Consider the following 21,917-nt stretch of genomic DNA (forward strand, 5'->3'; position numbering starts at 1 on the left):
ATACTGAGGTTATGAAAAAGCCCACATACCGTGGGCTTTTTGCGTTACGCATTATGCTCTTGCAAATAATCGAGCACCACTTGGTGGTGTTCTTTAGTTTTAAACTTGTTGAATACGTGTTTGATATTGCCATCTTGGCCAATAAGGAAGCTAATACGATGGATGCCGTCGTATTCTTTACCCATAAACTTTTTCAAGCCCCACACCCCGAAATCCTCGGCAACTTTGTGGTCTTCATCGCTAAGCAACTGGAAGTTTAGCTCTTTTTTTGTTTCAAAGTTTTTCAGCTTTTTAACCGGATCGGGGCTGATCCCGACAGCAACCGTATTGTGCTCGCTAAGAGCCGCTTTGTGATCGCGCAATTGCTCGGCTTGCACAGTACACCCAGGAGTAAGCGCTTTAGGGTAAAAATAAACTAACACCTGGTGCTCTTTTAGGAGTGCTTCTAAGCTGACAGGGTTGCCATCTTGGTCTTGAAGGTTGAAAAGAGGGGCTTTATCGCCTGCTTGTAAGGTATTCATAGTGATTCCTTATCTTATTCGTCTGAAAATGTAATCAATTTCAAGGCGTTGCGATAACGCCTCAAATGATACTTTAAACGCGTCTATATCTAATTCTTGCGGTACGTTAAATTCAAGCTCGCAGCGCATGTATGCCTGTTCTTCTTTATCGAAGGTGTCTGATTTTAATGAACAGATGCTAATACCGTACTCGGCAAAATAGCCTGTTACTTGGCTCAGCGTACCTGGGGTATCAACGCCGTGATATTCGAGGTTGTAACCGCCACCATATTGCTCTGCATTATGACTTGAAGTGCGCTTCATCATTGTTAATAAGCCCAGCTCCATGCCCGTGGCTGGCAGGGTATGCTCTACGCGACTGATGGCCGCCATGTCGCCGCACAGCAACATAATGAAAGTAAGCTCATTGCCTAAAATAGCGATTCGGCTATCGGTGATATTACAGTTACAGTCACTGACTAATTGCGTTAGTGCGCTGACTACACCGGGTTGATCTTCACCTATGGCGGTGATCACTAGTTGTTGTTTGGCTAATTCAGCCATGTTGTTCGACCCTTGCTAAGAGAAAACGAAAACCTTTAGATGGCCGCGCAGTTTAGCACAACCAGCGGTGTTACGCGCAACTTTTAGCCGTGACCGAGTTTATTCGCATTTGCACGGCGTCTTTCTTGTTTTTACAGCAATGTAAAAGTACCATAGTGAAAATTTTTGCCATACCGCTGATTTAGATGAGCGGTGGCGAGTGTCGATACTCTGCTTAATACCGCTTGCAATGGTCAATGGATCAGTTGTAAGTGCACCAAGTTTTAACCTGACACTGAACCAATTACGTCTCACCGACTCAAAGTCCGTAGAATAAAAAAAGGTGAGCATAGGAGATAGACAACGTGCAGTATTGGATCCCTAAAGCATTGATGTTAAGTGCCTTAGTCAGTTTAAGCGGATGCGGTATTTTTACCAGCGAAGCACATCATCCACGTAATTACCGTACCAATGAACCGGTGGTGGCCCCTGAAGGGCTTGATGCACCGCGCCAAGACCCAACCTATAAAATGGATGTTGCCCGTTACGATAATAGCGAACAAGCAAAAGCAACAAAGCCGCCAATGCAAATAATGCCGCTTGCTGAGGGCAGTTGGCTGGATGAAAACGAAAAGCTGGCCCGTGTATATTTTGACAAAAACGAAGGCATCGAAGATCTTGATGAATTTATTTGGCACGCAATTGAGGGCGTTTTATCTGACTACAACACACAAGCAGTAAGTGCGGATAAGTTAATCGGCACCGTGGAAACCGATTGGTTTTCAATCGTGCGAGTTGAAGAAGGGTGGTTATGGGATGACGAGATAGTCGCTGAGCAGCGTTACAAGTTCATCATCGAGGAGAAAGACCATCAGCGCACTGCCGCTTTGCGCGCAGAAATGGTGGACTATCGCTCAGACGATGTACCCCTGACGCCACTATTACAACAGCGTCTTGAAACCCGCGCGCTCAACGCGGTCATTTCGGAGTTTGATTATCGCTATCGTCAATTGAAAGTAGAGCTGCGCCAGCGCCAAGGGATCATTTCTCTGGATATGGGTTTTGACAACAAAGGCAATGCGGCACTGGTCACAGAGCAAGCTTACAATGTCGTGTTTGAACGCTTTGCAGGTTTCTTGGAGCGGCTGCAATTCACCATTGTCGAGGTGGATGTAGATTCAGGGCGAATCATTGCAGATTACACCAAGCCAGAAGCCAGCGTTTGGGACTCTATCTGGGGCGAGGAAGCCATGCAGCTACCGCTTGAAGATGGGCAGTATCAAATTTTGATGAGCACTACGCGCGAGGGTGGCACCAGCATTACCTGGATGGATAAAGAGGGTGAAGTATTGCAACCCGGCACCATGAACGACTTGCAACAAGCGTTGGTGCAAGCGCTGCGAACCCGAGGAATTCAAATATAACGCCTGATAAGCAGGCCATGAAGGAAAAGAGTGTCGTGCTCTTTTCCTTTTTTCATGTATAGAGCCCAGTAAATGGGCCAATAATAACAATGAACAAGTAACGATTATGACAACAAGCCAGCCCCGTTCAATGGCCAGCACTTTGCTGACCTTCATTATCCCCTCCTTGATAGGGGTATTTTTGTTTATGGTGCCCATTCCTTGGGAAGGGGAGATAAAAATCACTGTGGCAATATTGGCGGATATGCTGCGTGTGTGGTTAGCGCCAATAGCCAGTACCTTATTGCTAATAATTATCTGTGGAACCGGGTTGCTCTCTTTACTTATGAGTACCGTGCAACCTCGGTCGTTGTTTGATAACACATTAATCCGGCATCTGTTTGTTGTGACGCCCGTGTGGTTGGTGGTACGCCTTTTGGGCATGGTGTTTATTGTGATGACCTATTTTGAATTAGGTCCAGTGGCGATTCATTCCGAGAACACCGGCGCATTTGTTATGAATGAGCTGCTGCCGCTATTGCTCACAGTGTTTATCTTGGCTGGTTTTTTGTTGCCGTTGTTACTTAATTTTGGGTTATTAGAATTGGTGGGCACGCTGTTTACGAAAATTATGCTGCCGCTCTTTGGCGTGCCAGGGCGCAGCGCGGTAAACTGCGCGGCATCCTGGTTAGGGGATGGCAGTGTCGGTATTTTGATGACTGCGCGCCAATACGAAGACAAGCATTACACCCAGCGTGAGGCCGCTATTATTGGCACTACGTTCTCAGCAGTGTCGATTACCTTCTGTTTTGTGGTGATTGGGCAGGTACGATTAGAGCACTTATTTGCGCCGTTTTACCTGACGGTATGTGTCGCTGGTGTGGTATGCGCGCTCATTCTCCCACGAATTCCACCACTGAGCTTGAAAAAGAACACCTACGTGGACGGCAGTACTCAAAATCAAGATGATGAGTCGCACTCGGCGCAGAAAAACCTTTGGCGTCAGTCTTTGGATATGGCCTTGCACAAGGCGCGCCATGCTAAAGGGGTTAAGGGCACGGTACAAGAAGGTGTGCACAACGCATTAGACATGGTTTTTGCCGTGTTGCCTGTGGTGATGGCGGTGGGTACGTTTGCTTTGATCATTTCTGAATACACCCCAGTCTTTACGTGGCTAGGTAAGCCTTTTATTCCTTACCTTGAGTTATTAGGGATCCCCGAGGCCGTCAAAGCATCGGAAACCATCGTTGTTGGCTTTGCTGATATGTTTATACCGTCGATTCTAGCGGCATCGAATATTGACAGTGAAGTGACGCGTTTTATCATAGCCGCCATGAGTGTCACGCAGCTGATTTACATGTCAGAGGTGGGGGCCTTACTATTGGGTAGTAAAATACCGGTAAATATAGTTGAGCTATTTATTATTTTTATATTGCGAACGCTGATCACCTTACCGGTGATCACGCTAATGGCAAACTGGCTAGTGGCTTAGTCTTTGTCGCAGTGCTCATCTTGGGCACTGCGCTGCTTTTCTTTCAGGCGCTGTCTCGCTTTCTCAACAGGGTCTTGATTTAGGCGTTTCATATCCAGTTTGGCGGAGTATTTGAGCAGCGCTATATTGCTCCCGACGAAGCCAAAAACGGCGACGATAATTAGAATAACTTGCCAAGTTTGCATTGCACTGTTCGCTCATGTATTAAGTGAAGGGTAAGGCTGTGCCCTTTATAACTGACACCACCGTTGCCATGCAACATTAACAAACATTTAGTGGAGTTTTCCCAAGCAATGGAAAAGGTACTAATTTGGCCTGAACACTATCCGTTATTACTCAAGGGGCTTATTGAGCAAAACGGCGCATTTATTTTAGACGCCCTTGAGGCGTGGCCGGCGTGTAGTACTAAAATCGAAGACAATGTCAGCACCACGGTGTTACCGCCTATTTATTACTTGGTATGGTTGGCGCCAAGAGACCCATTTGACGAGTGTACTTTCCAGCATATCAGTGACTTTGATGAGCAGGCCCATCAATATATTAACGCCGCACGAGAGTATTTTCTAAATAATGAATACACCAACGAGCAAATAAGCGAGTTTTTGCTTGAACGTTTGAGCCAATATGCTGATGTAAATGCCCAATTGGCGCTAGAGTCGCCGATGTCATTGGCGCAATTGTTATTTGAACAGCGCTATTTTTCGCTGTTGGAGCAGTTGCTAGCTCGCGGCGCGCTGCTCTCCAGTGCGGACATTATGCTGGTCTGGCAGGAAGTAGACTTTCGAGCTAAGTTCTCAGCGTTTTTACCACAGTGCGCAGCGGATAAAGACACCGTGCTCGATGCCGCCAAAGCCGAATTGGTGCAAGGTAAAGACTTCTTCACCTTATTACAGCATCTATCGACCGACGATAATTTGCAGCATCTGCTCGAGCAAGCGCTATTGGCACATTTACAAAGTGAGCATGCTAAACAAAGCTTGGCTATGCGCTTTGTTGAGCAAGGTGCGAAAGGCAGCGAATATAACGAGCAAGGACAAAGCGCACTGATGCTGGCCGCTGAGAAAGGCTTTGTAGCGGTGCTTGAAGCCATCCTCGGCGATGCCTCGATGGATGCTAAAGATGAGCAGGGCAATACTGCTTTGCACTATGCTGTGGCAGCCGATAACAGCGCATGTTTGAAGTTGTTGTTGCGCGCCGGGGCTAACTTTCACGCTAAAAATAACGCAGGGCTCAGTTGTTATCGTTACGCCGTAGAGCGCAACCGTAAAGAGCTGGTGCGCCTAATGGAACGTGAATTTGGAATTAAAGAGCTTTCACCACAGGGGCAGTACATGCGTGTTGCCAAGGTGCATGTGTTGCACGCTTTGGTGGTGATGTTGCTGCCGTTGCAGCTGTTTTTCTTTTTTGATGAGAGCATTGAGCATAAAAGCGAGCTCACCATCGCGTTGACGATGTTTTCCATGGTGGCGATATTTTTTGCTATCAGCTTAAAGCGCTGTGCGTTGTATCCACAGCTAAAACACCCCTTTGGTTTAGGGGTTATTCGCATGGGTTCGGTATTATCCTTGGTGGCCCAATTAGGCCTGTTATCGGTCGTTGCCTTGGCGTTTTTAAGCCAGCTGGCGGGGTAGAGGCACTTTTAGGTCGTTATTATGCAAACATGCCGAAGCGCAGTGCTCTGGCATGTTTGCGAGCTTACTAACTATCTTTGTGGTGATTTTGGCGATGATATTCTTGTGCGGCCTTCTCCTGGGCTAGGTCATCTTTAAGCTTACCTACTCTTAGTCCCAATTCTTGACCGCGATGTCGGGCATAGTAAGTACAACCTACAAACATCATGCTTGAGAGTATTAACTCAAGAATGACCCAAAGGCGCTCGTCGGGGCTGACCCACAACAAGGTAAAACCATGAATAAAATAAATCATGACCACAAAGTTGGCCCAAGCATAGGTGTAAGGTTTGTCTTGAATAATGCCTTTCAATGGCAGTAACAACGGCAGAATATACAAACCAAACGTAAATGCCAGTGAATAGTCAGTGCGTGGTACCAAGACAAACATCCACAGCGGCATTAGAATTAGCAGGCCAATGTAGCCGGTCAACGCCAAAAGTTGGTAGCGTTTAGTGATCGGTTTTTTTGCAATATCAGTCATTAAGCTTTCTCGTTAACGTTGCTAAGCGCTTGCCCAGAGCTTGGCATATCTGTTTTTCATCGTTGCTCAATTGAGCGTTATTGTGCGCCCCAGATACATGGCTTGCCCCGTAAGGCGCGCCCCCTGAGGTGGTGCTACTCAATGCCGGGACGTCATAAGGCACCCCCACCAATAACATGCCATGGTGCAGTAGCGGCGTGGCCAAGTTAAGCAAGGTCGCCTCATTACCTCCATGCATGCTACTTGAAGAAGTAAACACACAGGCTGGCTTATCAATGAGTTCGCCTTTAAGCCATATCTCGCTGGTTTGCTCCCACATCGCTTTTGCTTGCGAGGCCATCATGCCAAAGCGAGTCGGAGTGCCAAAAGCCAAGGCAGAACATTGGCTGAGCTCGACTAAGTCTACTTGAGGATGCGACCCATCCTCACTGACACAGCGTATCAGTGTATCAACGCCTTGTGCTTCAATGCTGTCGGCAAGTTCCTCGGCCAATGCGCGAACACTGCCACCGCGAGAATGGTACAGCACTAAAATAGGTGCCATTTATAGCAGCTCCAAGACATTTTCAGGAGGACGTCCAAGAACGGCTTTATTGCCATTTACAACAATAGGACGTTCGATAAGCTTTGGATTGTGATGCATGGCATTTAATAGCGCCTGTTCGTCATGCTGGTTTTTTAAATCAAGCTCTTTGTACGTGTCTTCTTTGGTACGCATTAATTCGCGGGCAGAGCTAAAGCCTAATTGTTGTACCAGTGTGTTTAGTTGCTCTACGCTGGGGGTATCGTCTAAATACTTGATAACTTCTGGCTCTACGCCTTTTTCCTCGATTAGGGCCAAAGTTTGGCGTGATTTAGAACAACGTGGATTGTGATAAATAACGATAGACATAGCTTCCTCTTGCGGATGTTTTGCCCTTGATTGCTGTGAGCTGGCCACAACCATATTGGCCTTGGCAGTGCAGGCGGGGCCGATAAATTTATACCTATAGTGTAAAAGATACGTGCGCCCGTTGATAGAGGCGCACACCTTGTTGCTTCAATTTGCGCCACTGAAGTGGCATATGCGTTATAAACGAGCGAGCTCTTTTTGCATTTGCCGGTATTGCGCTAACAATGCTTTCAGTCGTTTATGTTTAATCGCTTCATTCGGTTCAATATGATTAAGGGCTTTTTGAACTTCATCAGCGGCTTTCATATACGCCCCCACCTGAGCCATTAAATCCGCATTAGCCTCATGGTAGGCTGCTTTGTCGTCTTGGCGTCGGTAGGTAGTGGTAAGCAGCTGCTTAGCCAAAAAGTGGTCTGGTTTTTCCAGGGTAAAACTACGCAGCAGTTCAGTGGCCAGCGCATAGTCCTCGGCTTCAATTGCAGCGTGGGCGTAGTTTAAGGTTATAACTTGGTTGTTTGGCCGCAATTGATGAAATGGGCGCAAATGCTCAAGGGCTTTGTCGGGCTCGCCCTTGCCAACATAGTAATCGGTTAGCGTATCCAAATAAAAAAGATTACTCGGGGCGCGTTCCAACAAGGGCGCGAGGTATTGCCATGCTTGGTCGAATTTTTTCTGGTCGATTAAGGTCAGCGCCAGTCCGTAGTGCAATGCTGACTTGTCGCCATAGGCGTTCTCCCGCAATAGTTTATTAAACTGCTCTTGCGCTTGTTGTGAGTCATAACCATAGCGGGCCAGAATGCGGCTTTTCGCAAGGTAGAACTCTAAGCTTTGGCCATATTGACGCTTTTCATATTGCTGTGCACGCAAGCGGACATCACTGATCCGGCTTTGTGGTAATGGGTGGGTAAGAATAAATACCGGCGGCTTTTGGCGGTAACGAATTTGCGCGGCCAGTTTTGTTAAAAACTCGCCAGAAGCATGAGGGTCAAATCCAGCTTCGTATAAGGTACGCATGCCGATTCGATCGGCCTCTTGCTCAGCCCCCCGGCTATGACTTAGTTGGCTCAGTGCACTTTGTGTCTGGGTTCCGGAAATAATGGCCATGCCGGCATCGGGGGCAACAACGGTCGCTAGTATACCGGCAATCAGCCCGGCAATAGTAACCCCAGAGTTATCTTTTTGCTGCTGCAAACGCCTTGCTAGGTGGCGCTGAGTCACGTGCGCAATTTCATGCCCGAGCACAGACGCCAATTGACTCTCGTTATCCGCTTGAGCGATTAGCCCGGTATGAACGCCAACGTGCCCGCCATAGAAAGCAAATGCGTTAATATCTTTGTTATTTATCCAGAAAAAAGAAAATGGAAAACGCACATCGTCGGCGTGGGAGACAAGCTTATTGCCAAGCGTAGTGAGGTATTCATCAAGCACGGGGTCGTCGATGACCGGCGATGAACCGCGAATTTGCATCATCATCACATCGCCAATAGCCCGCTCTTTTTCAATGGGCAGCACCTGCAAAGCCGAGGTGCCTAAATCTGGCAGCTCAAAGGTATTTTGTGCCTTTACTGGCATAAACGTTGTGCTCAATAAAGCACAGGACAACAAGATACGTTTAAAAGGCATATTATTCCTTGTGGTTATAATCATCTGGCTCCATCAACCTAGCCAGTGCGAACTCACTACCGCCAGCGTTGTGGTGCTTTTCGCACATTTTGTAGAACTCTTTTATTGAGACTCCGTTGTAGGCTTGAACGTTCAATTCGCGACGTAACAATTCAACCGTGTCATGCACGACTTTATGGGCATGGATGATCAGAGCTTTATCGGCTTCATCACCATTATCAAAGAAAAATGCGATGAATTTGTGCAACTGGCCGATGCGGATCACATGCTCCATAGTCGCCGGATCCCACACATCGAATTCCATTTTGGCATTGTCACGCACGTAATGACGAATTTTCTCGTCGCCAGCATAAGCATAAGCACTGAGCTCAAAGCCTCGCTCGGTAAAGCTTTGATGTAAACCGATACGCGGCTTGTTATCGCAGTGGATAATGCCATTATGATCTTCCTGCCCACCGAGTGTCTTCAGGTTCCAATTTCGTTTATCGAGTAGGCGCTTGATAGCTGTATCAAACCCGTGCTCTAGCAGGTTTTCGGACTCACTGAGGCTTTGTGACACCATATGGTAAAAAGGCGGCAGTTCACCCCAGTTAAGCTGTTTTTTATACCAATTGATTTCCTTTAAGGTCGGATTGGCAGGCAGCCTAGCTTTGTTATGCGACGTCGCCATGACACGCTTCCTTCATTTTCGCCTTATAGTATTAAGCATAAACGAATGTCGTAAACCTTTTAAGCTTTTTTACGGTATGATTAAGGAATCGGTATCATCTACTAACTATTTCTTTTTACGCTTAATCTCAGCGACATATTGGCATCGATAACAAGTGTTAAGCGCCAAGCAAGGTAATGTGAATATAATGGTGGAAGTTGATTTACGGTCGTTACGGTGTCCGCAGCAGTTTGTGCAATTTAAACTCGCGCTAAAGCGTGCTCAGGGTGACCATCGTCGTTTATTATTATTGTTGAATACCAACACTCAAGAATTTACCGATATTGAACGGTACTTGAAAAAGCAAGGGCTGAGCTATGCGTTGCAGCGTCAACCATCGTTTTACCGCCTCATAGTGGAGATTTAAATTCGTGTTCGAATACGTGCGTTCGTGGTATCAAAGAAAGTTTTCTGACCCTCACTCTGTCACCTTATTGCTGTTGCTCGTTGCAGCGTTTGCCATTCTCTACTTCTTCGGTAACTTGTTGATGCCTGCGTTGGTCGCAGTGGTGGTGGCGTACCTTTTAGACTGGCCAGTGGCCCGCTTGCAGCGCTTGGGTCTATCACGACTCTTGGCCACGGTGGTGGTGATGGCCTTATTTTGCTCGTTAGTTATTGGCAGCTTATTTGGGATTGGGCCCGTGCTGTGGCAACAAACCAGTAATCTCGTACAAGAGGCGCCAACCATGCTTGAGCAAGGAAAACATTATTTGTTGCACTTGCCCATAGACTACCCAACTCTCATTTCGCCCGAACAGGTCCGTTCGGTGGTCAGCAGTGTTGAGTCTAAAGCGGTGGAGCTTGGGCAAACCTTAGTGTCATTTTCTTTAACCTCACTTAAAGACTTGGCCGCATGGCTGATTTATTTGATATTAGTGCCACTACTGATATTTTTCATGCTCAAGGATAAGGCGCAGCTAGTCCAAAGCATGAGTTCGCTGCTGCCAAAACAACGCCGTTTAATCCATCAGGTGTGGATAGAAATGAACCAGCAAATTATGAACTATATCCGAGGTAAAGTGTTTGAGATTGTGATTGTTGGTGGTGTGTCGTTTGTGGTGTTTACCATTTTCGACCTGCGGTACGCGGCGTTGCTGGGTGTGTTAGTGGGCTTTTCAGTCCTTATTCCCTTTATTGGTGCGGCGTTGGTGACGATTCCTGTGGCTGCCGTTGCGTTGTTTCAGTTTGGACTCGGTAGCGAGTTTTGGTCAGTGCTCGTGGCTTACGGCGTTATTCAAGCACTTGATGGTAACGTGTTGGTGCCCTTACTCTTTTCAGAAGCAGTGGACTTGAATCCGGTCTTTATTATCGTCGCGGTGCTGTTTTTTGGTGGCCTATGGGGTTTTTGGGGGGTCTTTTTCGCAATCCCACTGGCGTCACTGGTACGTGCGCTTATTAATGCGTGGTCTAGCAGTGCTGATGAACCCCATCAAAGCATGCCCAAAGCGTTAGTCGAAGAAATGAACAACGATTAAAAATACCGATAGATTGCTGCTTCTATGCAGCAATCTACTTTTGCTCTTAACAAGCTCCCCCTGTTGCCGCACGAGTTATACGATAAACTCATAAAACCTCGGTTTATTCGAACAAATTAGTCTTACTGCGTTGAGTGCTTATGTGTACAATGGTTATAAGTTATAGCTAATAGTAATATAGTGTCTTATGTCGCAGCGTTTCTTCACCCAGCCTAGCCAAGATCTGGTTTATCTTGATGCCAATGCCACCACTCCGGTGCTGCCGTGTATTGCCGATGTGGTGTCACATACCATGCAAGTGTGTTTTGGAAATCCTTCAAGCTCTCATATAACCGGCGTGCAAGCGAAATATTTATTGGAGCAAACGCGCAACAAGGCACGCCAGGTGATAGGTGCGCAAAGTGGCGATATTCTTTTCACCTCAGGTGCGACCGAGGGAATTCAAACGGCAGTGGTCTCCACGCTGCTGGCAAACCGTCATAAAGCCACCGAGCACAGTGTATTGCTGTATGGGGCGACTGAGCACAAGGCCGTGCCAAATACCCTGAAGCACTGGAACGAAGTATTAGGGCTTGGGGCAAAAGTCTTGGCGATTCCGGTGGATAAAGATGGCTTGCTAGATAGCCAATTTATTGCAGAGCACGTGGGCCAAGCATTAATGATATGTACCATGGCGGTGAATAATGAAACCGGCGTATATCAAGACCTAGGTGCACTCGAGAAAGTGATCCGAGCGCATAATCCGCAAGTGTCTTGGATGGTCGACTGCGTTCAAGCTCTTGGTAAACAGGCGTTGGCCTTAAGTGATACCACAATTGATTATGCCCCTTTTTCTGGGCATAAACTCTACGCACCTAAGGGAATAGGCTTTTTGTATATTCGCGAAAATAGCCCCTATACCCCATTTATCGCCGGAGGGGGTCAAGAAAGTGGTATGCGCTCAGGAACAGAGAACCTACCCGGTATCGCCGGTTTGTATGAACTATTTGAACTACTGCTAGATTCTAAGCAAGCGGTGTTCAAACCTGTGTGCACCTTGCATCAATACCGCGACCAACTTATTAGTGCCTTAGAGCAAACCTTTGGTGATATCACCTTTAATGCGCCTTTAGCATCAACGGTGCCGACGACACTGAACTTTTGCGTGAATAGTTTGACCTCAAAAGAGGTGATGGATTTGTTCGATGCTGCGGGGATCCGCGTTAGTGGTGGCTCAGCTTGTAGCTCTGGCGCATCGCGCAGTTTCGTACTTGATGCCATGGGTGTTAGCGACTGGCAAAGCGAAAATGCCATTCGCATGTCCTTTGGTCCAGCTGCCAGCGCTGCGGATATCGCCTTGGCCTGTGAGCGTATTTGTGCGTTAAAACCAGTGCTTAGTAATCATTGTCTCATTGTCTCTGATGCTCATCAGCCAGAGCAAGAGGTCTGTGCACTGGGGCTCACACAATTGCGCCATCAAGGCAGTTGTTGTTGGTTATTTGTCGCTGACAATAATGACGCAGTGATAGTCGACCCCATTGTTGAATTGGTGCCTCGCCTGACTCGGTTAGTAAAGCAACAGCAACTGCGGGTCAAAGCCGTACTAGAGACTCACCGACATCAAGATAAAGATTCTGCTCGCTCGCTGTTGGCGCAGCGCTTAGAAGTCGATGCAAGTGGCGAGCTTGGGTGGTCTCATGGTGATGCTATTGCTCTTGGTTCACACCAATTAAGCCGTGTTACCACGCCAGGGCACAGCAGTGACAGTGTCAGTTATTTACTTTCTCAAAACGAGCATATTGAAGCCTGTTTCTGTGGCGATTTGCTTGTTTGGGGTGGGCTGGGCAGTACTCAATTCGACGATGCCAGTTGCGAGCAAATGGCGCAGTCGCTGAAATTACTCAGTCAATTACTTGAACAAAACACGGTTATTTGCCCAGCGCACGACTACGAACAGTGCTTTGCCATGACCTGGCAGGCACAGTGCCAAGCCAGTGAGCTGTTGGCAGCCTTATTACAAGGGGAGGTAGACCATGAGCAGTTCGCTTTGCGTAAAGATCAATTAGATCAGCGCCAAGGCGAGCAATGCGGCGCCTTATGTGGCTTTAGCCTAGCCCCCGTCAAGGCAAGTGGGGCACAGCTGAGCGCACAGCAGTTGCAGCAGTTACTGCATGAGCACAGCGACAGTACTGTAGTACTTGATGTACGTGAACCCTATGAACACGGAGCAACGGATATTCGCAGCCTATTTACGCTAGCGCCAGAACAGCTTATTAATATCCCACTTAGTCGGCTCGCGAATGCATTGCTGACGCAACAGTTGGACAAAAGTAAACACTATGTATTGATCTGTCGTACAGGGAATCGCTCTGGACAGGCAATCAGTAACTTAAAAGCCTTAGGTTTTGAGCACGTGTATAACTTGCAAGGTGGGCTCGCACTTGTATGATGGAAGGGTATTCACAGTCCAAGGAACCTTTATGAGTCAAGTGTTTATCCGCGATGCGGTGATCAATGATGTGCCGCTTATCTATCATTTTATCAATCAACTCGCTATTTATGAGAAAGAGCCGGACGCGGTCACTGCCACGGAGCAGGACATTGAGCGCACATTGTTCGGTGAAGGAGCGACCGCCCATAGTGTGATTTGCTTTGATAGTGAGGCGCCTGATGCTGAGCCAATCGGCTTTGCAGTGTACTTTTTCAATTATTCTACTTGGTTGGGCCGCAATGGCCTGTACCTTGAGGACTTATATGTTAGCGAAGATAAGCGAGGTCGAGGTGCAGGCAAGGCATTGATGCAATTTCTTGCCCGTCGCGCGATTGAAAAAGACTGTGGCCGTTTTGAGTGGGTGGTGCTCGATTGGAACAAGCCAGCGATTGACTTCTATGAGAGTATCGGCGCGCAAGCACAAAGTGAGTGGATTATCTATCGCTTAGATGGTGAGCAGCTGCACCAGTTTGCGCAATGAGGTTAGTAAACCAATCTCATAAATAAAAATGATTTGCATTAACGTTTATCTGTATTTAAGGTAATGATATGATCCACAGTGACGTGAATGTAAATCAGTATGAGCCAATCTCCATTAACTGACTTGCCGTGGGTGCAATCCGCACTCACCCCTTGGCAAGTCGATATTCAAGCCGGTAATCACGCATTCAACGCTAAGCAGTGGCACCTCGCCAGAGATAAATACACTGTTGCTTACCAACTTAGCTATCGCTTGATGGCGCAATTTTTAACGTTAAAAGATGAGGGTGTGCGTTGCCAAGCATTGGCGCAATGTAGCCCTGCTATGGTAGTGGCCGCCCATAACCTCGCAGATACTTACATTCGCCTTGGTAACCTAAGTGGCGCTGCACACACTCTTACTCAAGTGCATGCCAATATGCTGGCGTTGCGTCAGCACTCTGATCCAAGTGTCATGCACATTGGTGCTATCCATAGTGATAAAACCTATGCGCAACTGATGCACTTCGCCAAGCTCTATGGCCCCAACCCTGAAACTCATAAGCAACTACAACACGCGCTTAATCAGCACAGTGTTACACACCCCACTTTTCACTAAATAAGGAGTGACGATGGCATTTCAACTTCCAGAATTAGCTTACGGCTATGATGACCTGGAGCCTCATATTGATGGCCGGACCATGGAAATTCATCATACTTTACATCACCAAACCTACATCAATAAGGCCAATGACGCCTTGAAAGACAGCGAATATGAGGGCAAAGGGGCACATTGGTTGTTGCGTAACATCGCTAAGATAGATGAGGCACTGAGACCTGCGGTCCGTGATCACGTCGGTGGGCATGCCAATCACAGTTTGTTTTGGCAAGTGATGAGCCCCTCAGGTGGCACTGAGCCACAAGGTGCGTTAGCTCAGGCTATCAAAAGTGACATAGGGAGCTGGGAGGCATTTAAGAAGCAGTTTACGCAGGCGGCATTAACGCAGTTTGGAAGTGGTTGGGCATGGCTGGTGGTTGATAGTAGTCATCGACTTCAAGTGGTCAACAGTGCCAATCAAGATAGCCCACTAATGGATGGATTAACGCCTATTCTAGGTTTGGATGTATGGGAGCATGCATACTACTTACAGTACCAAAACCGCCGACCAGAATATATTGAAGCCTTTTATGAGGTCATCGATTGGCCAGCGGTGGAGGCGCTTTTTCATCAAGCGACAGGGCGCTAAGTTAATTTTATATTGAGTGTAAAATCTGGCTAGGTATTCACGCATTTTACGATAAGCTGATCACAAGACTTAAAGTAAAGTGAGTGTAGAGCATGTATCCCCCAGATATCTGCCAAACAGCCCGGATGAGCCGTGACAAGCGCTTTGATGGGCTCTTTTACGTTGCAGTGCGTAGTACCGGCATTTATTGTCGGCCTATTTGCCCAGCCCCTGCGGCAAAAGAGCATAACGTGCAGTATTATCAGCATGCACATCAGGCAGCCTTAGCCGGCTTTCGACCCTGTTTGCGCTGTCGCCCCGATGCCAGTCCAGGCAGTTATCCTTGGCTGGGCGCGCAAACAACCGCACTGCGTGGCAAAAAGTTAATTGATCAAGGGCAATGGCGTGTGGGAGGGTTACCCGCGCTGGCGGCGCGCCTAGGGGTGTCGCAAAGTTATATAAGTCAATTATTCAAACGACATTATGGTATCGCACCTGGCCAATACGCCCAGTTTGTCCAGTGCCAGTTTGCCAAACAGCTATTGCAGCAAACACAGCTAAAAATTACTGACATTGCATTCGCTTCAGGTTTTAATAGTGTTCGGCGCTTCAATGATGCATTTAAACAGCTTCTAAAGCTCACTCCGAGTGATATTCGTAGTCGAAAGTCGCCTGCGCAGCAGCATATTAATTTGTTTTTAAGTTTTCGCCCGCCTTATGACTGGCCTTCTATGCAACAGTTTTTAGCAAAGCGGGCGGTCGACCCTGTAGAGTGGGTTGACGCCAACAGCTATGGTCGCACCTTTGAGTATGCATCCTGTAAAGGCCAGTTTAATGCTGTTTTTGACCGGGCCAAACAAGGCTTTTGGGTTGATATTACCCTCACGGATTGGTCTTATTTACAGGCTGTAGTGGCGAACATTCGCCGTGTCTTAGATTTGGATGCCGATACCGAGGTGATAAATCAGCAACTGCATCGTGCTTTCGGGGAGTGTCTGCCGCTTAAACAAGGGCTCAGGCTGCCAGGCATTTGGGAGCCGTTCGAAGCGGGTATCAGGGCGGTGTTAGGGCAACAAGTCAGCGTTAGTGCTGCAAGACAGTTAAGCAAAACCTTGGTGGCATCGCTCGGTGATGAAGGGCGCTATTTTCCCAGTGCTCACCAAGTGGCGCAAAGTGAACTTAGCTTCTTTAAAATGCCCGCAAGGCGTAAACAGGCGCTTATTGATTTAGCCCGGCATGTGAGCAGCCATGGTATTGACGATGTAGACGCTTGGTTAACCATAAAAGGTATCGGCCCTTGGACTGTAAACTATGCGAAAATGCGTGGTCTGAGCGACCCTGATATCTATTTAGGGGGGGACTTGGGGGTCAAAAAAGCGCTGCAACACCTGCCGAGCCTAGACCCCGAAGCCTGTGCGCCGTTTCGTTCTTATTTAACCTTTCAGCTATGGCAACAATTATGACTATGTACCAAACAACGCTAGAGACGCCGATAGGCGCCTTGTTAATCCAAGCCACCGATCATGGCCTGTGTTATGTCGGCTTTGATATGGGCCGTGCCCAAAGTGGCCTTAGTTGTAACAACGACCTGCTAAATCAGGCACTCTATCAGCTACAGCAGTACTTTGATGGTACTCGGCAAACATTTGATGTGACTATTGATGTCTCCGGCACTGATTTTCAAAATCAGGTGTGGAATGCATTGATGACGATAGGTTATGCAACTACATGCAGCTACGGTGATATTGCCAAGTTATTAAATAACCCTAACGCAGTGCGCGCCGTGGGCGCGGCGAATGGCAAAAACCCTATCAGTATTATCGTGCCTTGCCATCGTGTTATCGGCAGCAACGGCACCTTGACTGGCTATGCCGGTGGAGTGGACAAAAAACAATGGTTGCTAGCGTTTGAACAGGCCCATTACGACGACTAAACTAAAACACAATTAATCCAGCTAAGTGGTCTTAAATGGTTCGGTTCCTCCTTTTTATGATGGTTATAACAGTTGTTTGTTGCCGCGTCGCATTGGCAGCTAACACTAATCTGCGAATAACCCTTTGTTATGAGGACAAAGAGGTGGTGCCGTTTTACATGGGACAAACCCGAGAGGTGCCTACCCACAACCCCGGTGCTAACATAGAAGTGATCCAACAATTACAGTCACGTCTAGAGAACGTGCGTTTTGTATTTATTCGCAGACCTTGGAAGCGCTGTTTAGATATGGTTGAAAAGGGCGAAGCGCAAGCATTAATAGGCAGCTATCGAAAGCAACGACTCTCTCGGCTGCGTTATCCTATGATTAATGATGACGTTGATACAGATCGTGCACTGAGTAAAGTGGGAAGTTGTTTTATTGGCAATCGTGAATTTCATGAGTTCTGGCCAAGAAGACACTATTTGCAACAGCAAGGTGTGGCGATTGCCTTGCCGCATGGTTACGCTATTGCCCAGCGCTTAAACGATCAGCCAGTTTTTGTGCATTTTGTTTTTTCGCAGCAAGACGCATACCGGCTACTGGCCAACAGGCGTGTACACGCAGTGATGGATTTTTGCCAAGTTGGTAATCAGAATCTATATGTTGAGCCCGCCGATATCCAAGGGGTGAGCCCACTTTATCCGCCTTTTGATGTGCACTATGGCTATCTTATCTTCGCCCCAAAATTTTACCAGGCTTATCCGCACAGAGTGGAACGTATATGGGATGCGCTAAAAGGCTTGGATACCACTGCTATTTACCGACGCTATCTACAAATTCGCGATTAGTGTTGTTTAAAGCTCTCTGAGAGGATATATGACTTTCATAAAGCCTTAGTGTAAGCTTGGCGCGCGAAAAAAATGGATAACAATCACTATGGCTCAACTCTATTTCTACTACTCGGCGATGAATGCTGGAAAGTCCACAACCTTACTGCAATCGGCTTTTAACTATCGTGAGCGCGGTATGCGCCCTATGATTATGACTGCCGCGATAGACGACCGATCAGGTGTTGGTAAGGTTGCCTCGCGAATTGGCTTGCAGGCCGATGCCTATGTCTTTGACGGTGAGTCTGATGTGTTTGCACTTATCCAACAGCAGCACCAAATCCAGCCGGTAAATTGTGTGTTGGTGGATGAAAGCCAGTTTTTGTCGAAGCAGCAAGTGTGGCAGCTCACCGAGGTTGTCGATCAGTTGCGCATCCCCGTTTTATGTTATGGTCTGCGCAGTGACTTCCTTGGTGAACTCTTTGTCGGTTCACAATATTTACTAGCCTGGGCCGATAAGCTGGTGGAGCTAAAAACCGTATGCCACTGCGGCCGCAAAGCCAACCACGTACTGCGCTATGACAGCGAAGGAGCGGTGGTTGCCAGTGGCGACCAAGTGCAAATTGGTGGTAACGAGCGCTATGTTTCCGTGTGTCGTAAACATTATAAGCAAGCGCTCAATGACCCGAGTACCACTCAGCAAAGCAATTGTTCTAAGCGTGCTTGACGTTCACTCTGTGGCATAAAGCTCCAAGCAAGAAAGCGGCTGACTTTTTGCCCTTGGGCCATATTCACCACCTCAATATTGATGGCCCCAGCCTTACGCAAGGTGTTTTTGAGGGCCCTGAGATTGTCTTTTTTTGAAATCAATGAGCTAAACCACAGTACCTGCTCGGCATAATGGCTGCTTTCTAAAATCATATCGCGCACAAAGCCAAGTTCGCCACCTTGGCACCACAGCTCATTGGCACGACCGCCAAAGTTGAGGTGCGCCCCCTTTGTTTGGCCTTTAAGATTACGCCATTTGCGCTCGCTCCCAGCCTGCGCGCTTTGTTCGCTGTCGTGAAAAGGCGGGTTGCACAGGGTGGCGACTAGGGTATCTTGGGCTTTAACTATGCCGTTAAAATAACTACTTGGACGTTTTTGTTGTTGTACCTTGATAGGTAATTGATTGAGTTGTGCTAACTGCTTAGCGAGCTTGACAGACTGGGGATCGATATCACTGGCAACAAACTGCCAGTTAAATAGTTTATGACCTAAGATAGGGTAAATGAGCGATGCGCCGCTCCCCACATCCAACACTCTTACTTTATGATGCGCGACATCTAAGCCGCTGTCGTTGGCAAGTAGGTCGTGTAAGTGGTGCACATAATCGGCTCGCCCGGGAACCGGGGGGCATAAAAAGCCGCTGGGTAAATCCCATATATCAATGTGATAATGGTGCTTGAGCAGTGCTTGGTTGAGTGTTTTTAACGCGTTTGGGTCGCTAAAATCGATACTTGGCTGGCCATCGCGCCGAGTAATAATGTGGTTCTCTAAGCTAGGTAAGCTTCGACACAAGGCGTCGAAATCATAGCCGTTGGCGTGACGGTTCTTCGGATGCAAGGGCAAACTCTATTCGGCTAAAAGCACCATTATAGAGAAAATCACTCTGTTGCTGTAGTGCTTTATGGCTGACGAAGAGCGCTACATGCGTTCATATTGCTCATTTTTAGTTTCATTGCTTTTCTTTACACCTCTGGCCTATTCACCATGCGAGCATAGCTGTTGTGGCTAAATAGTGACTGAATCATGTTACTTGTTGATAACATTTGATGCTGGTACGATGAGTAAAAAAGAATAAGCAGTATCAAGTATGAGCGATATTATTCAACAGTCGGTATATATTGATTACAGTGAGCAGCAAACCCTGCATTTACGTTATATTGCGCAAGATAACGCCACAGGTCCAGCCATCTTTTTTATGCATGGTGCTGTTGAAAATGGCAAGATTTTTTATACGCATTCGAATAAAGGATTAGCGCCTTTTTTAGCTAAACATGGATATCGATGTTATGTCGCCGACTTATGTGGTCGTGGCGAAAGTAAGCCATCAATAGGCCCTGGGGCCAGTTATGGGCAAACCGAGGCCATATGTCATGAGATCCCAGCGTTTTTGAGCAAAATAACGGAGCATGCCGGTGAATTTCCTCGTTTTTGGGTCGCTCATTCTTGGGGCGGCGTGTTATTCAACAGTGTCTTTGCTCGCTTTCCTGAGTACATAAAGAAAGTCAGCGCCTGTGCGTATTTTGGATCCAAGCGCTCATTGTATAACCGTCACCCTAGTAAATTCCTTAAAGGTAATTTGGTGTGGTATTGGTTGGCACCAAAAAAAGCGAAGAAATATGGCTATTTGCCTGCGCGTAAACTGAAGTGGGGCAGTGATGACGAAACCGTTAAATCACACTATCAAAGTATGCAGTGGGCAAAGGTAAGGCCTTGGATTGATAGCGACGATGGTTTTGATTATGGCCATGCCATTAAACGCTTGGCGTTACCGCCAACGTTGCACATCGCAGGGGTGAAGGATAAAGCGCTGGCACAACCCATAGATATAAAGAAGTTTATGCAAGAGTCAGGTTGTGGCATCCAAGAATTTAAGTTGTACGGGCGCAGTCATGGCCATCACCATGACTATGGTCATATTGACATGCTTACTCATCCCCAAGCGCAGCGGGATCAGTTTCAGGATGTACTGGCCTGGTTTTCACGCTACGGCTAAAGCATTCGCTAAAGGCTTGCTCATATTCTTTGTAAGCTTTGTTCGCATCTTTATAGACGGGTTCACGCACTTGATGGCGACTCAAGGTCGTCACCGCGTGATGTGATTCAAAATAGCGCAAGCATTGTTGTGTGTAACTTAACTCCAGTTTACTGAATATTTTACGTAGCGACTGTTCAGGTTCTTGCACTAATTGTTCGTAATGTATCGTGATCAGGTTTTCCCCCAATGTGTCTCGCCAGTATTGCATCAAGTTATCATAGCCTTCGTAGTAACGAGCTAAGGTGTCCATATGGCAGAAAAAGGGCTCATTGGCGCCAAAGTAATGACAAAATACCGACCAAGCCATGGGCTGGAAATTACGTCTCAAATCGATAAACACGGCATTCGGCATCAGTGCTTGAATAGCTCCGAGAGCCTGAAAGTTAGCGGGGAGTTTATTGATCACGACACGGTGAGCGAGTTGATGCTTGGTCAGTTCATCAACGTACATCTGTCGCAGTCGGTTACGAATATCGGTGTTCGTATTGGCCATGCATTGTGGGAAAGGAGCTTCATTGACCGCGCTCAAATAAGCCATCAGTTTGGCGCTAATAACGTCGTTTTCACCCAGGCTTGCTATGCTTGGGTGCTGACACAACATTTGCTCTAACAGGGTGGAACCCGTCCGTGGCATGCCAACAATAAACACCGGAATAAAGCTGGCCTTTAAGGTGTCTTGTTGCTCAGCAATAAAGGTTGTTGAAAACTGCGCTATGAGCGTGTTGATGTACTGCTCGAAGCCCTCGCCTAAAGGCGTACACAAGGTATATTGCATTTCATTGGCTAAACGATAGTGAGCAAAGGCCTGAGTTTTGTCACCACTGTTATGATAGCTTTTTGCCAAGCTGTAATGCAGCACCACTTTGGCTTGCGTGCTACGGCTTGCGCTAAGCAGAGTGTGCATATGAGCAATCTGTTTAGAAGTGACATTATTACCTTTCAGTTGGCTTAACTCATAGTATATGTATGGGGTGACCGGGTGATCGGGGCAGCCCAAGCCATTGAGCAGAGCCTGCTTAGCTTTTTTGATATAGCCATAGGTAAGATGGTGCAGGGCTAAGCGATAAAAGGACTCGCCGTTATGAGGAGCAATTTTGGTGCAGTAGTGCAGTACTTCATAAGCATCACTACGTTTCTCTAGGCCGTCAAATGCATCGGCAAGCGCAAATAAAGGGTCGAGTACTTTAGGGAGCCTTTGGCAGGCTTTTTGTAGCAAATAGACTGCCTGAGGGTACTTCTCTAAGCGGATGGCAATGCGACCCAAACCAAACAGTGCTTCGCCTTGATTCGGGTCGGCTTCAAGCGCCGATTTAAAATGAAACTCGGCTTCCTTCAGTTTGTTTTCACTTAGCAGCTGATTAGCGCGCTCTAAAATAGTCATAGTGATTCGGTAAAGCTTTTTAATTCAACATACCGTGCGGCCTGT

At 47.3% G+C, this 21,917-nt stretch carries 24 protein-coding genes; 14 read left to right on the plus strand and 10 right to left on the minus strand.

The genetic code is table 11. The features are described 5' to 3' along the window. Positions 1–44 precede the first annotated feature (44 nt). Together bcp and MHM94_RS02945 are read right to left on the minus strand one after the other, a co-directional pair. A complete protein-coding gene (gene bcp / locus MHM94_RS02940) occupies positions 45–521 on the minus strand; it encodes a thioredoxin-dependent thiol peroxidase (RefSeq protein WP_022944490.1) in 477 nt (158 codons plus the stop codon). A gap of 9 nt (positions 522–530) precedes the next feature. Next, the gene (locus MHM94_RS02945) at positions 531–1,064 is read right to left on the minus strand and encodes an ACT domain-containing protein (RefSeq protein ID WP_045978992.1); all 534 of its coding nucleotides are present in this window, start codon (positions 1,062–1,064) and stop codon (positions 531–533) included. Positions 1,065–1,408: 344 nt separating this feature from the next. On the opposite strand from MHM94_RS02945, the gene bamC reads away from it, so the two are divergent. Both bamC and MHM94_RS02955 read left to right on the plus strand, forming a co-directional pair. After that, a complete protein-coding gene (bamC, locus tag MHM94_RS02950) occupies positions 1,409–2,467 on the plus strand; it encodes an outer membrane protein assembly factor BamC (protein WP_053910813.1) in 1,059 nt (352 codons plus the stop codon). 106 nt (positions 2,468–2,573) lie between these two features. After that, positions 2,574–3,938, plus strand: coding sequence for a YjiH family protein (locus tag MHM94_RS02955; protein ID WP_235418743.1), 1,365 nt, complete (start codon positions 2,574–2,576; stop codon positions 3,936–3,938). On the opposite strand, the gene MHM94_RS02960 is transcribed toward MHM94_RS02955, so the two are convergent. After that, a complete protein-coding gene (locus tag MHM94_RS02960) occupies positions 3,935–4,123 on the minus strand; it encodes a DUF2897 family protein (RefSeq protein WP_022944486.1) in 189 nt (62 codons plus the stop codon). The two genes, MHM94_RS02955 and MHM94_RS02960, sit on opposite strands and share 4 nt — an antisense overlap. Positions 4,124–4,231: 108 nt before the next feature. Here MHM94_RS02960 and MHM94_RS02965 point away from each other — a divergent pair, with 108 nt between their 5' ends. Next, the gene (locus tag MHM94_RS02965) at positions 4,232–5,569 is read left to right on the plus strand and encodes an ankyrin repeat domain-containing protein (RefSeq protein WP_045978994.1); all 1,338 of its coding nucleotides are present in this window, start codon (positions 4,232–4,234) and stop codon (positions 5,567–5,569) included. A 67-nt stretch (positions 5,570–5,636) separates the two neighbouring features. Here the strand turns inward: MHM94_RS02965 and MHM94_RS02970 are convergent, their stop codons facing one another. From MHM94_RS02970 to MHM94_RS02990, 5 genes are all read right to left on the minus strand, one after another. Next, positions 5,637–6,092, minus strand: a complete 456-nt coding sequence (locus tag MHM94_RS02970) for a DUF2069 domain-containing protein (protein WP_235418744.1) — start codon at positions 6,090–6,092, stop codon at positions 5,637–5,639. Continuing rightward, positions 6,085–6,636: an NAD(P)H:quinone oxidoreductase gene (gene wrbA, locus MHM94_RS02975; RefSeq protein WP_235418745.1), complete on the minus strand. Its 552-nt coding sequence runs from the start codon at positions 6,634–6,636 to the stop codon at positions 6,085–6,087. The genes MHM94_RS02970 and wrbA overlap by 8 nt, the downstream gene beginning before the upstream one ends. Continuing rightward, the gene (gene arsC, locus MHM94_RS02980) at positions 6,637–6,984 is read right to left on the minus strand and encodes an arsenate reductase (glutaredoxin) (protein ID WP_045979065.1); all 348 of its coding nucleotides are present in this window, start codon (positions 6,982–6,984) and stop codon (positions 6,637–6,639) included. Between the two features lie 177 nt (positions 6,985–7,161). Continuing rightward, positions 7,162–8,607 (minus strand): M48 family metalloprotease, encoded by a 1,446-nt coding sequence (locus MHM94_RS02985; protein WP_045978996.1) that lies wholly within the window; start codon positions 8,605–8,607, stop codon positions 7,162–7,164. 1 nt (position 8,608) lies between these two features. Continuing rightward, the gene (locus MHM94_RS02990) at positions 8,609–9,277 is read right to left on the minus strand and encodes a hypothetical protein (RefSeq protein ID WP_045978997.1); all 669 of its coding nucleotides are present in this window, start codon (positions 9,275–9,277) and stop codon (positions 8,609–8,611) included. A 187-nt stretch (positions 9,278–9,464) separates the two neighbouring features. On the opposite strand from MHM94_RS02990, the gene MHM94_RS02995 reads away from it, so the two are divergent. The 10 genes from MHM94_RS02995 to MHM94_RS03040 all read left to right on the plus strand — a co-directional run bounded on the left by MHM94_RS02995 (position 9,465) and on the right by MHM94_RS03040 (position 18,415). Next, positions 9,465–9,683, plus strand: coding sequence for a sulfurtransferase TusA family protein (locus MHM94_RS02995; RefSeq protein WP_026111040.1), 219 nt, complete (start codon positions 9,465–9,467; stop codon positions 9,681–9,683). 4 nt (positions 9,684–9,687) lie between these two features. Continuing rightward, the gene (locus MHM94_RS03000) at positions 9,688–10,791 is read left to right on the plus strand and encodes an AI-2E family transporter (protein WP_235418746.1); all 1,104 of its coding nucleotides are present in this window, start codon (positions 9,688–9,690) and stop codon (positions 10,789–10,791) included. Between the two features lie 187 nt (positions 10,792–10,978). Further along, positions 10,979–13,219, plus strand: a complete 2,241-nt coding sequence (locus tag MHM94_RS03005) for an aminotransferase class V-fold PLP-dependent enzyme (protein ID WP_235418747.1) — start codon at positions 10,979–10,981, stop codon at positions 13,217–13,219. Positions 13,220–13,250: 31 nt separating this feature from the next. Further along, positions 13,251–13,742: a GNAT family N-acetyltransferase gene (locus MHM94_RS03010; protein ID WP_152441582.1), complete on the plus strand. Its 492-nt coding sequence runs from the start codon at positions 13,251–13,253 to the stop codon at positions 13,740–13,742. 99 nt (positions 13,743–13,841) lie between these two features. Next, entirely contained in the window at positions 13,842–14,339 is a 498-nt protein-coding gene (locus MHM94_RS03015; RefSeq protein WP_040643068.1) for a hypothetical protein, read from the plus strand. A 13-nt stretch (positions 14,340–14,352) separates the two neighbouring features. Beyond that, positions 14,353–14,967 (plus strand): superoxide dismutase, encoded by a 615-nt coding sequence (locus MHM94_RS03020; RefSeq protein WP_022944476.1) that lies wholly within the window; start codon positions 14,353–14,355, stop codon positions 14,965–14,967. 92 nt (positions 14,968–15,059) lie between these two features. Beyond that, positions 15,060–16,409 (plus strand): AlkA N-terminal domain-containing protein, encoded by a 1,350-nt coding sequence (locus MHM94_RS03025; RefSeq protein ID WP_235418748.1) that lies wholly within the window; start codon positions 15,060–15,062, stop codon positions 16,407–16,409. Positions 16,410–16,411: 2 nt separating this feature from the next. Further along, positions 16,412–16,879, plus strand: a complete 468-nt coding sequence (locus tag MHM94_RS03030) for a methylated-DNA--[protein]-cysteine S-methyltransferase (protein WP_235418806.1) — start codon at positions 16,412–16,414, stop codon at positions 16,877–16,879. Between the two features lie 143 nt (positions 16,880–17,022). Then, the gene (locus MHM94_RS03035) at positions 17,023–17,709 is read left to right on the plus strand and encodes a hypothetical protein (protein ID WP_235418749.1); all 687 of its coding nucleotides are present in this window, start codon (positions 17,023–17,025) and stop codon (positions 17,707–17,709) included. Between the two features lie 88 nt (positions 17,710–17,797). Beyond that, positions 17,798–18,415: a thymidine kinase gene (locus tag MHM94_RS03040; protein ID WP_053910801.1), complete on the plus strand. Its 618-nt coding sequence runs from the start codon at positions 17,798–17,800 to the stop codon at positions 18,413–18,415. On the opposite strand, the gene rlmF is transcribed toward MHM94_RS03040, so the two are convergent. Beyond that, positions 18,385–19,293, minus strand: coding sequence for a 23S rRNA (adenine(1618)-N(6))-methyltransferase RlmF (rlmF, locus tag MHM94_RS03045; RefSeq protein ID WP_235418750.1), 909 nt, complete (start codon positions 19,291–19,293; stop codon positions 18,385–18,387). The genes MHM94_RS03040 and rlmF overlap by 31 nt on opposite strands. 250 nt (positions 19,294–19,543) lie before the next feature. On the opposite strand from rlmF, the gene MHM94_RS03050 reads away from it, so the two are divergent. Continuing rightward, positions 19,544–20,449 carry an alpha/beta fold hydrolase gene (locus MHM94_RS03050; protein ID WP_022944470.1) on the plus strand — a complete coding sequence of 302 codons (906 nt, stop codon included), beginning with the start codon at positions 19,544–19,546 and terminating at the stop codon, positions 20,447–20,449. Here MHM94_RS03050 and MHM94_RS03055 read toward each other — a convergent pair. After that, positions 20,382–21,872 carry a sulfotransferase gene (locus tag MHM94_RS03055; protein WP_235418751.1) on the minus strand — a complete coding sequence of 497 codons (1,491 nt, stop codon included), beginning with the start codon at positions 21,870–21,872 and terminating at the stop codon, positions 20,382–20,384. The two genes, MHM94_RS03050 and MHM94_RS03055, sit on opposite strands and share 68 nt — an antisense overlap. Positions 21,873–21,917 lie beyond the last annotated feature (45 nt).

Source organism: Pseudoalteromonas sp. CNAT2-18.1, from assembly GCF_022347865.1.
GTDB classification, from domain to species: Bacteria; Pseudomonadota; Gammaproteobacteria; order Enterobacterales; family Alteromonadaceae; genus Pseudoalteromonas; species Pseudoalteromonas ruthenica.

Bases quoted from the DNA above. Each gene is read 5' to 3' on its own strand.
- bcp (WP_022944490.1), bottom strand. From the start codon at position 521: ATGAATACCTTACAAGCAGGCGATAAAGCCCCTCTTTTCAACCTTCAA.
- MHM94_RS02945 (WP_045978992.1), bottom strand. From the start codon at position 1,064: ATGGCTGAATTAGCCAAACAACAACTAGTGATCACCGCCATAGGTGAA.
- MHM94_RS02955 (WP_235418743.1), top strand. From the start codon at position 2,574: ATGACAACAAGCCAGCCCCGTTCAATGGCCAGCACTTTGCTGACCTTC.
- MHM94_RS02960 (WP_022944486.1), bottom strand. From the start codon at position 4,123: ATGCAAACTTGGCAAGTTATTCTAATTATCGTCGCCGTTTTTGGCTTC.
- MHM94_RS02965 (WP_045978994.1), top strand. From the start codon at position 4,232: ATGGAAAAGGTACTAATTTGGCCTGAACACTATCCGTTATTACTCAAG.
- MHM94_RS02970 (WP_235418744.1), bottom strand. From the start codon at position 6,092: ATGACTGATATTGCAAAAAAACCGATCACTAAACGCTACCAACTTTTG.
- wrbA (WP_235418745.1), bottom strand. From the start codon at position 6,636: ATGGCACCTATTTTAGTGCTGTACCATTCTCGCGGTGGCAGTGTTCGC.
- arsC (WP_045979065.1), bottom strand. From the start codon at position 6,984: ATGTCTATCGTTATTTATCACAATCCACGTTGTTCTAAATCACGCCAA.
- MHM94_RS02985 (WP_045978996.1), bottom strand. From the start codon at position 8,607: ATGCCTTTTAAACGTATCTTGTTGTCCTGTGCTTTATTGAGCACAACG.
- MHM94_RS02990 (WP_045978997.1), bottom strand. From the start codon at position 9,277: ATGGCGACGTCGCATAACAAAGCTAGGCTGCCTGCCAATCCGACCTTA.
- MHM94_RS02995 (WP_026111040.1), top strand. From the start codon at position 9,465: ATGGTGGAAGTTGATTTACGGTCGTTACGGTGTCCGCAGCAGTTTGTG.
- MHM94_RS03005 (WP_235418747.1), top strand. From the start codon at position 10,979: ATGTCGCAGCGTTTCTTCACCCAGCCTAGCCAAGATCTGGTTTATCTT.
- MHM94_RS03010 (WP_152441582.1), top strand. From the start codon at position 13,251: ATGAGTCAAGTGTTTATCCGCGATGCGGTGATCAATGATGTGCCGCTT.
- MHM94_RS03015 (WP_040643068.1), top strand. From the start codon at position 13,842: ATGAGCCAATCTCCATTAACTGACTTGCCGTGGGTGCAATCCGCACTC.
- MHM94_RS03020 (WP_022944476.1), top strand. From the start codon at position 14,353: ATGGCATTTCAACTTCCAGAATTAGCTTACGGCTATGATGACCTGGAG.
- MHM94_RS03025 (WP_235418748.1), top strand. From the start codon at position 15,060: ATGTATCCCCCAGATATCTGCCAAACAGCCCGGATGAGCCGTGACAAG.
- MHM94_RS03030 (WP_235418806.1), top strand. From the start codon at position 16,412: ATGTACCAAACAACGCTAGAGACGCCGATAGGCGCCTTGTTAATCCAA.
- MHM94_RS03040 (WP_053910801.1), top strand. From the start codon at position 17,798: ATGGCTCAACTCTATTTCTACTACTCGGCGATGAATGCTGGAAAGTCC.
- MHM94_RS03050 (WP_022944470.1), top strand. From the start codon at position 19,544: ATGAGCGATATTATTCAACAGTCGGTATATATTGATTACAGTGAGCAG.
- MHM94_RS03055 (WP_235418751.1), bottom strand. From the start codon at position 21,872: ATGACTATTTTAGAGCGCGCTAATCAGCTGCTAAGTGAAAACAAACTG.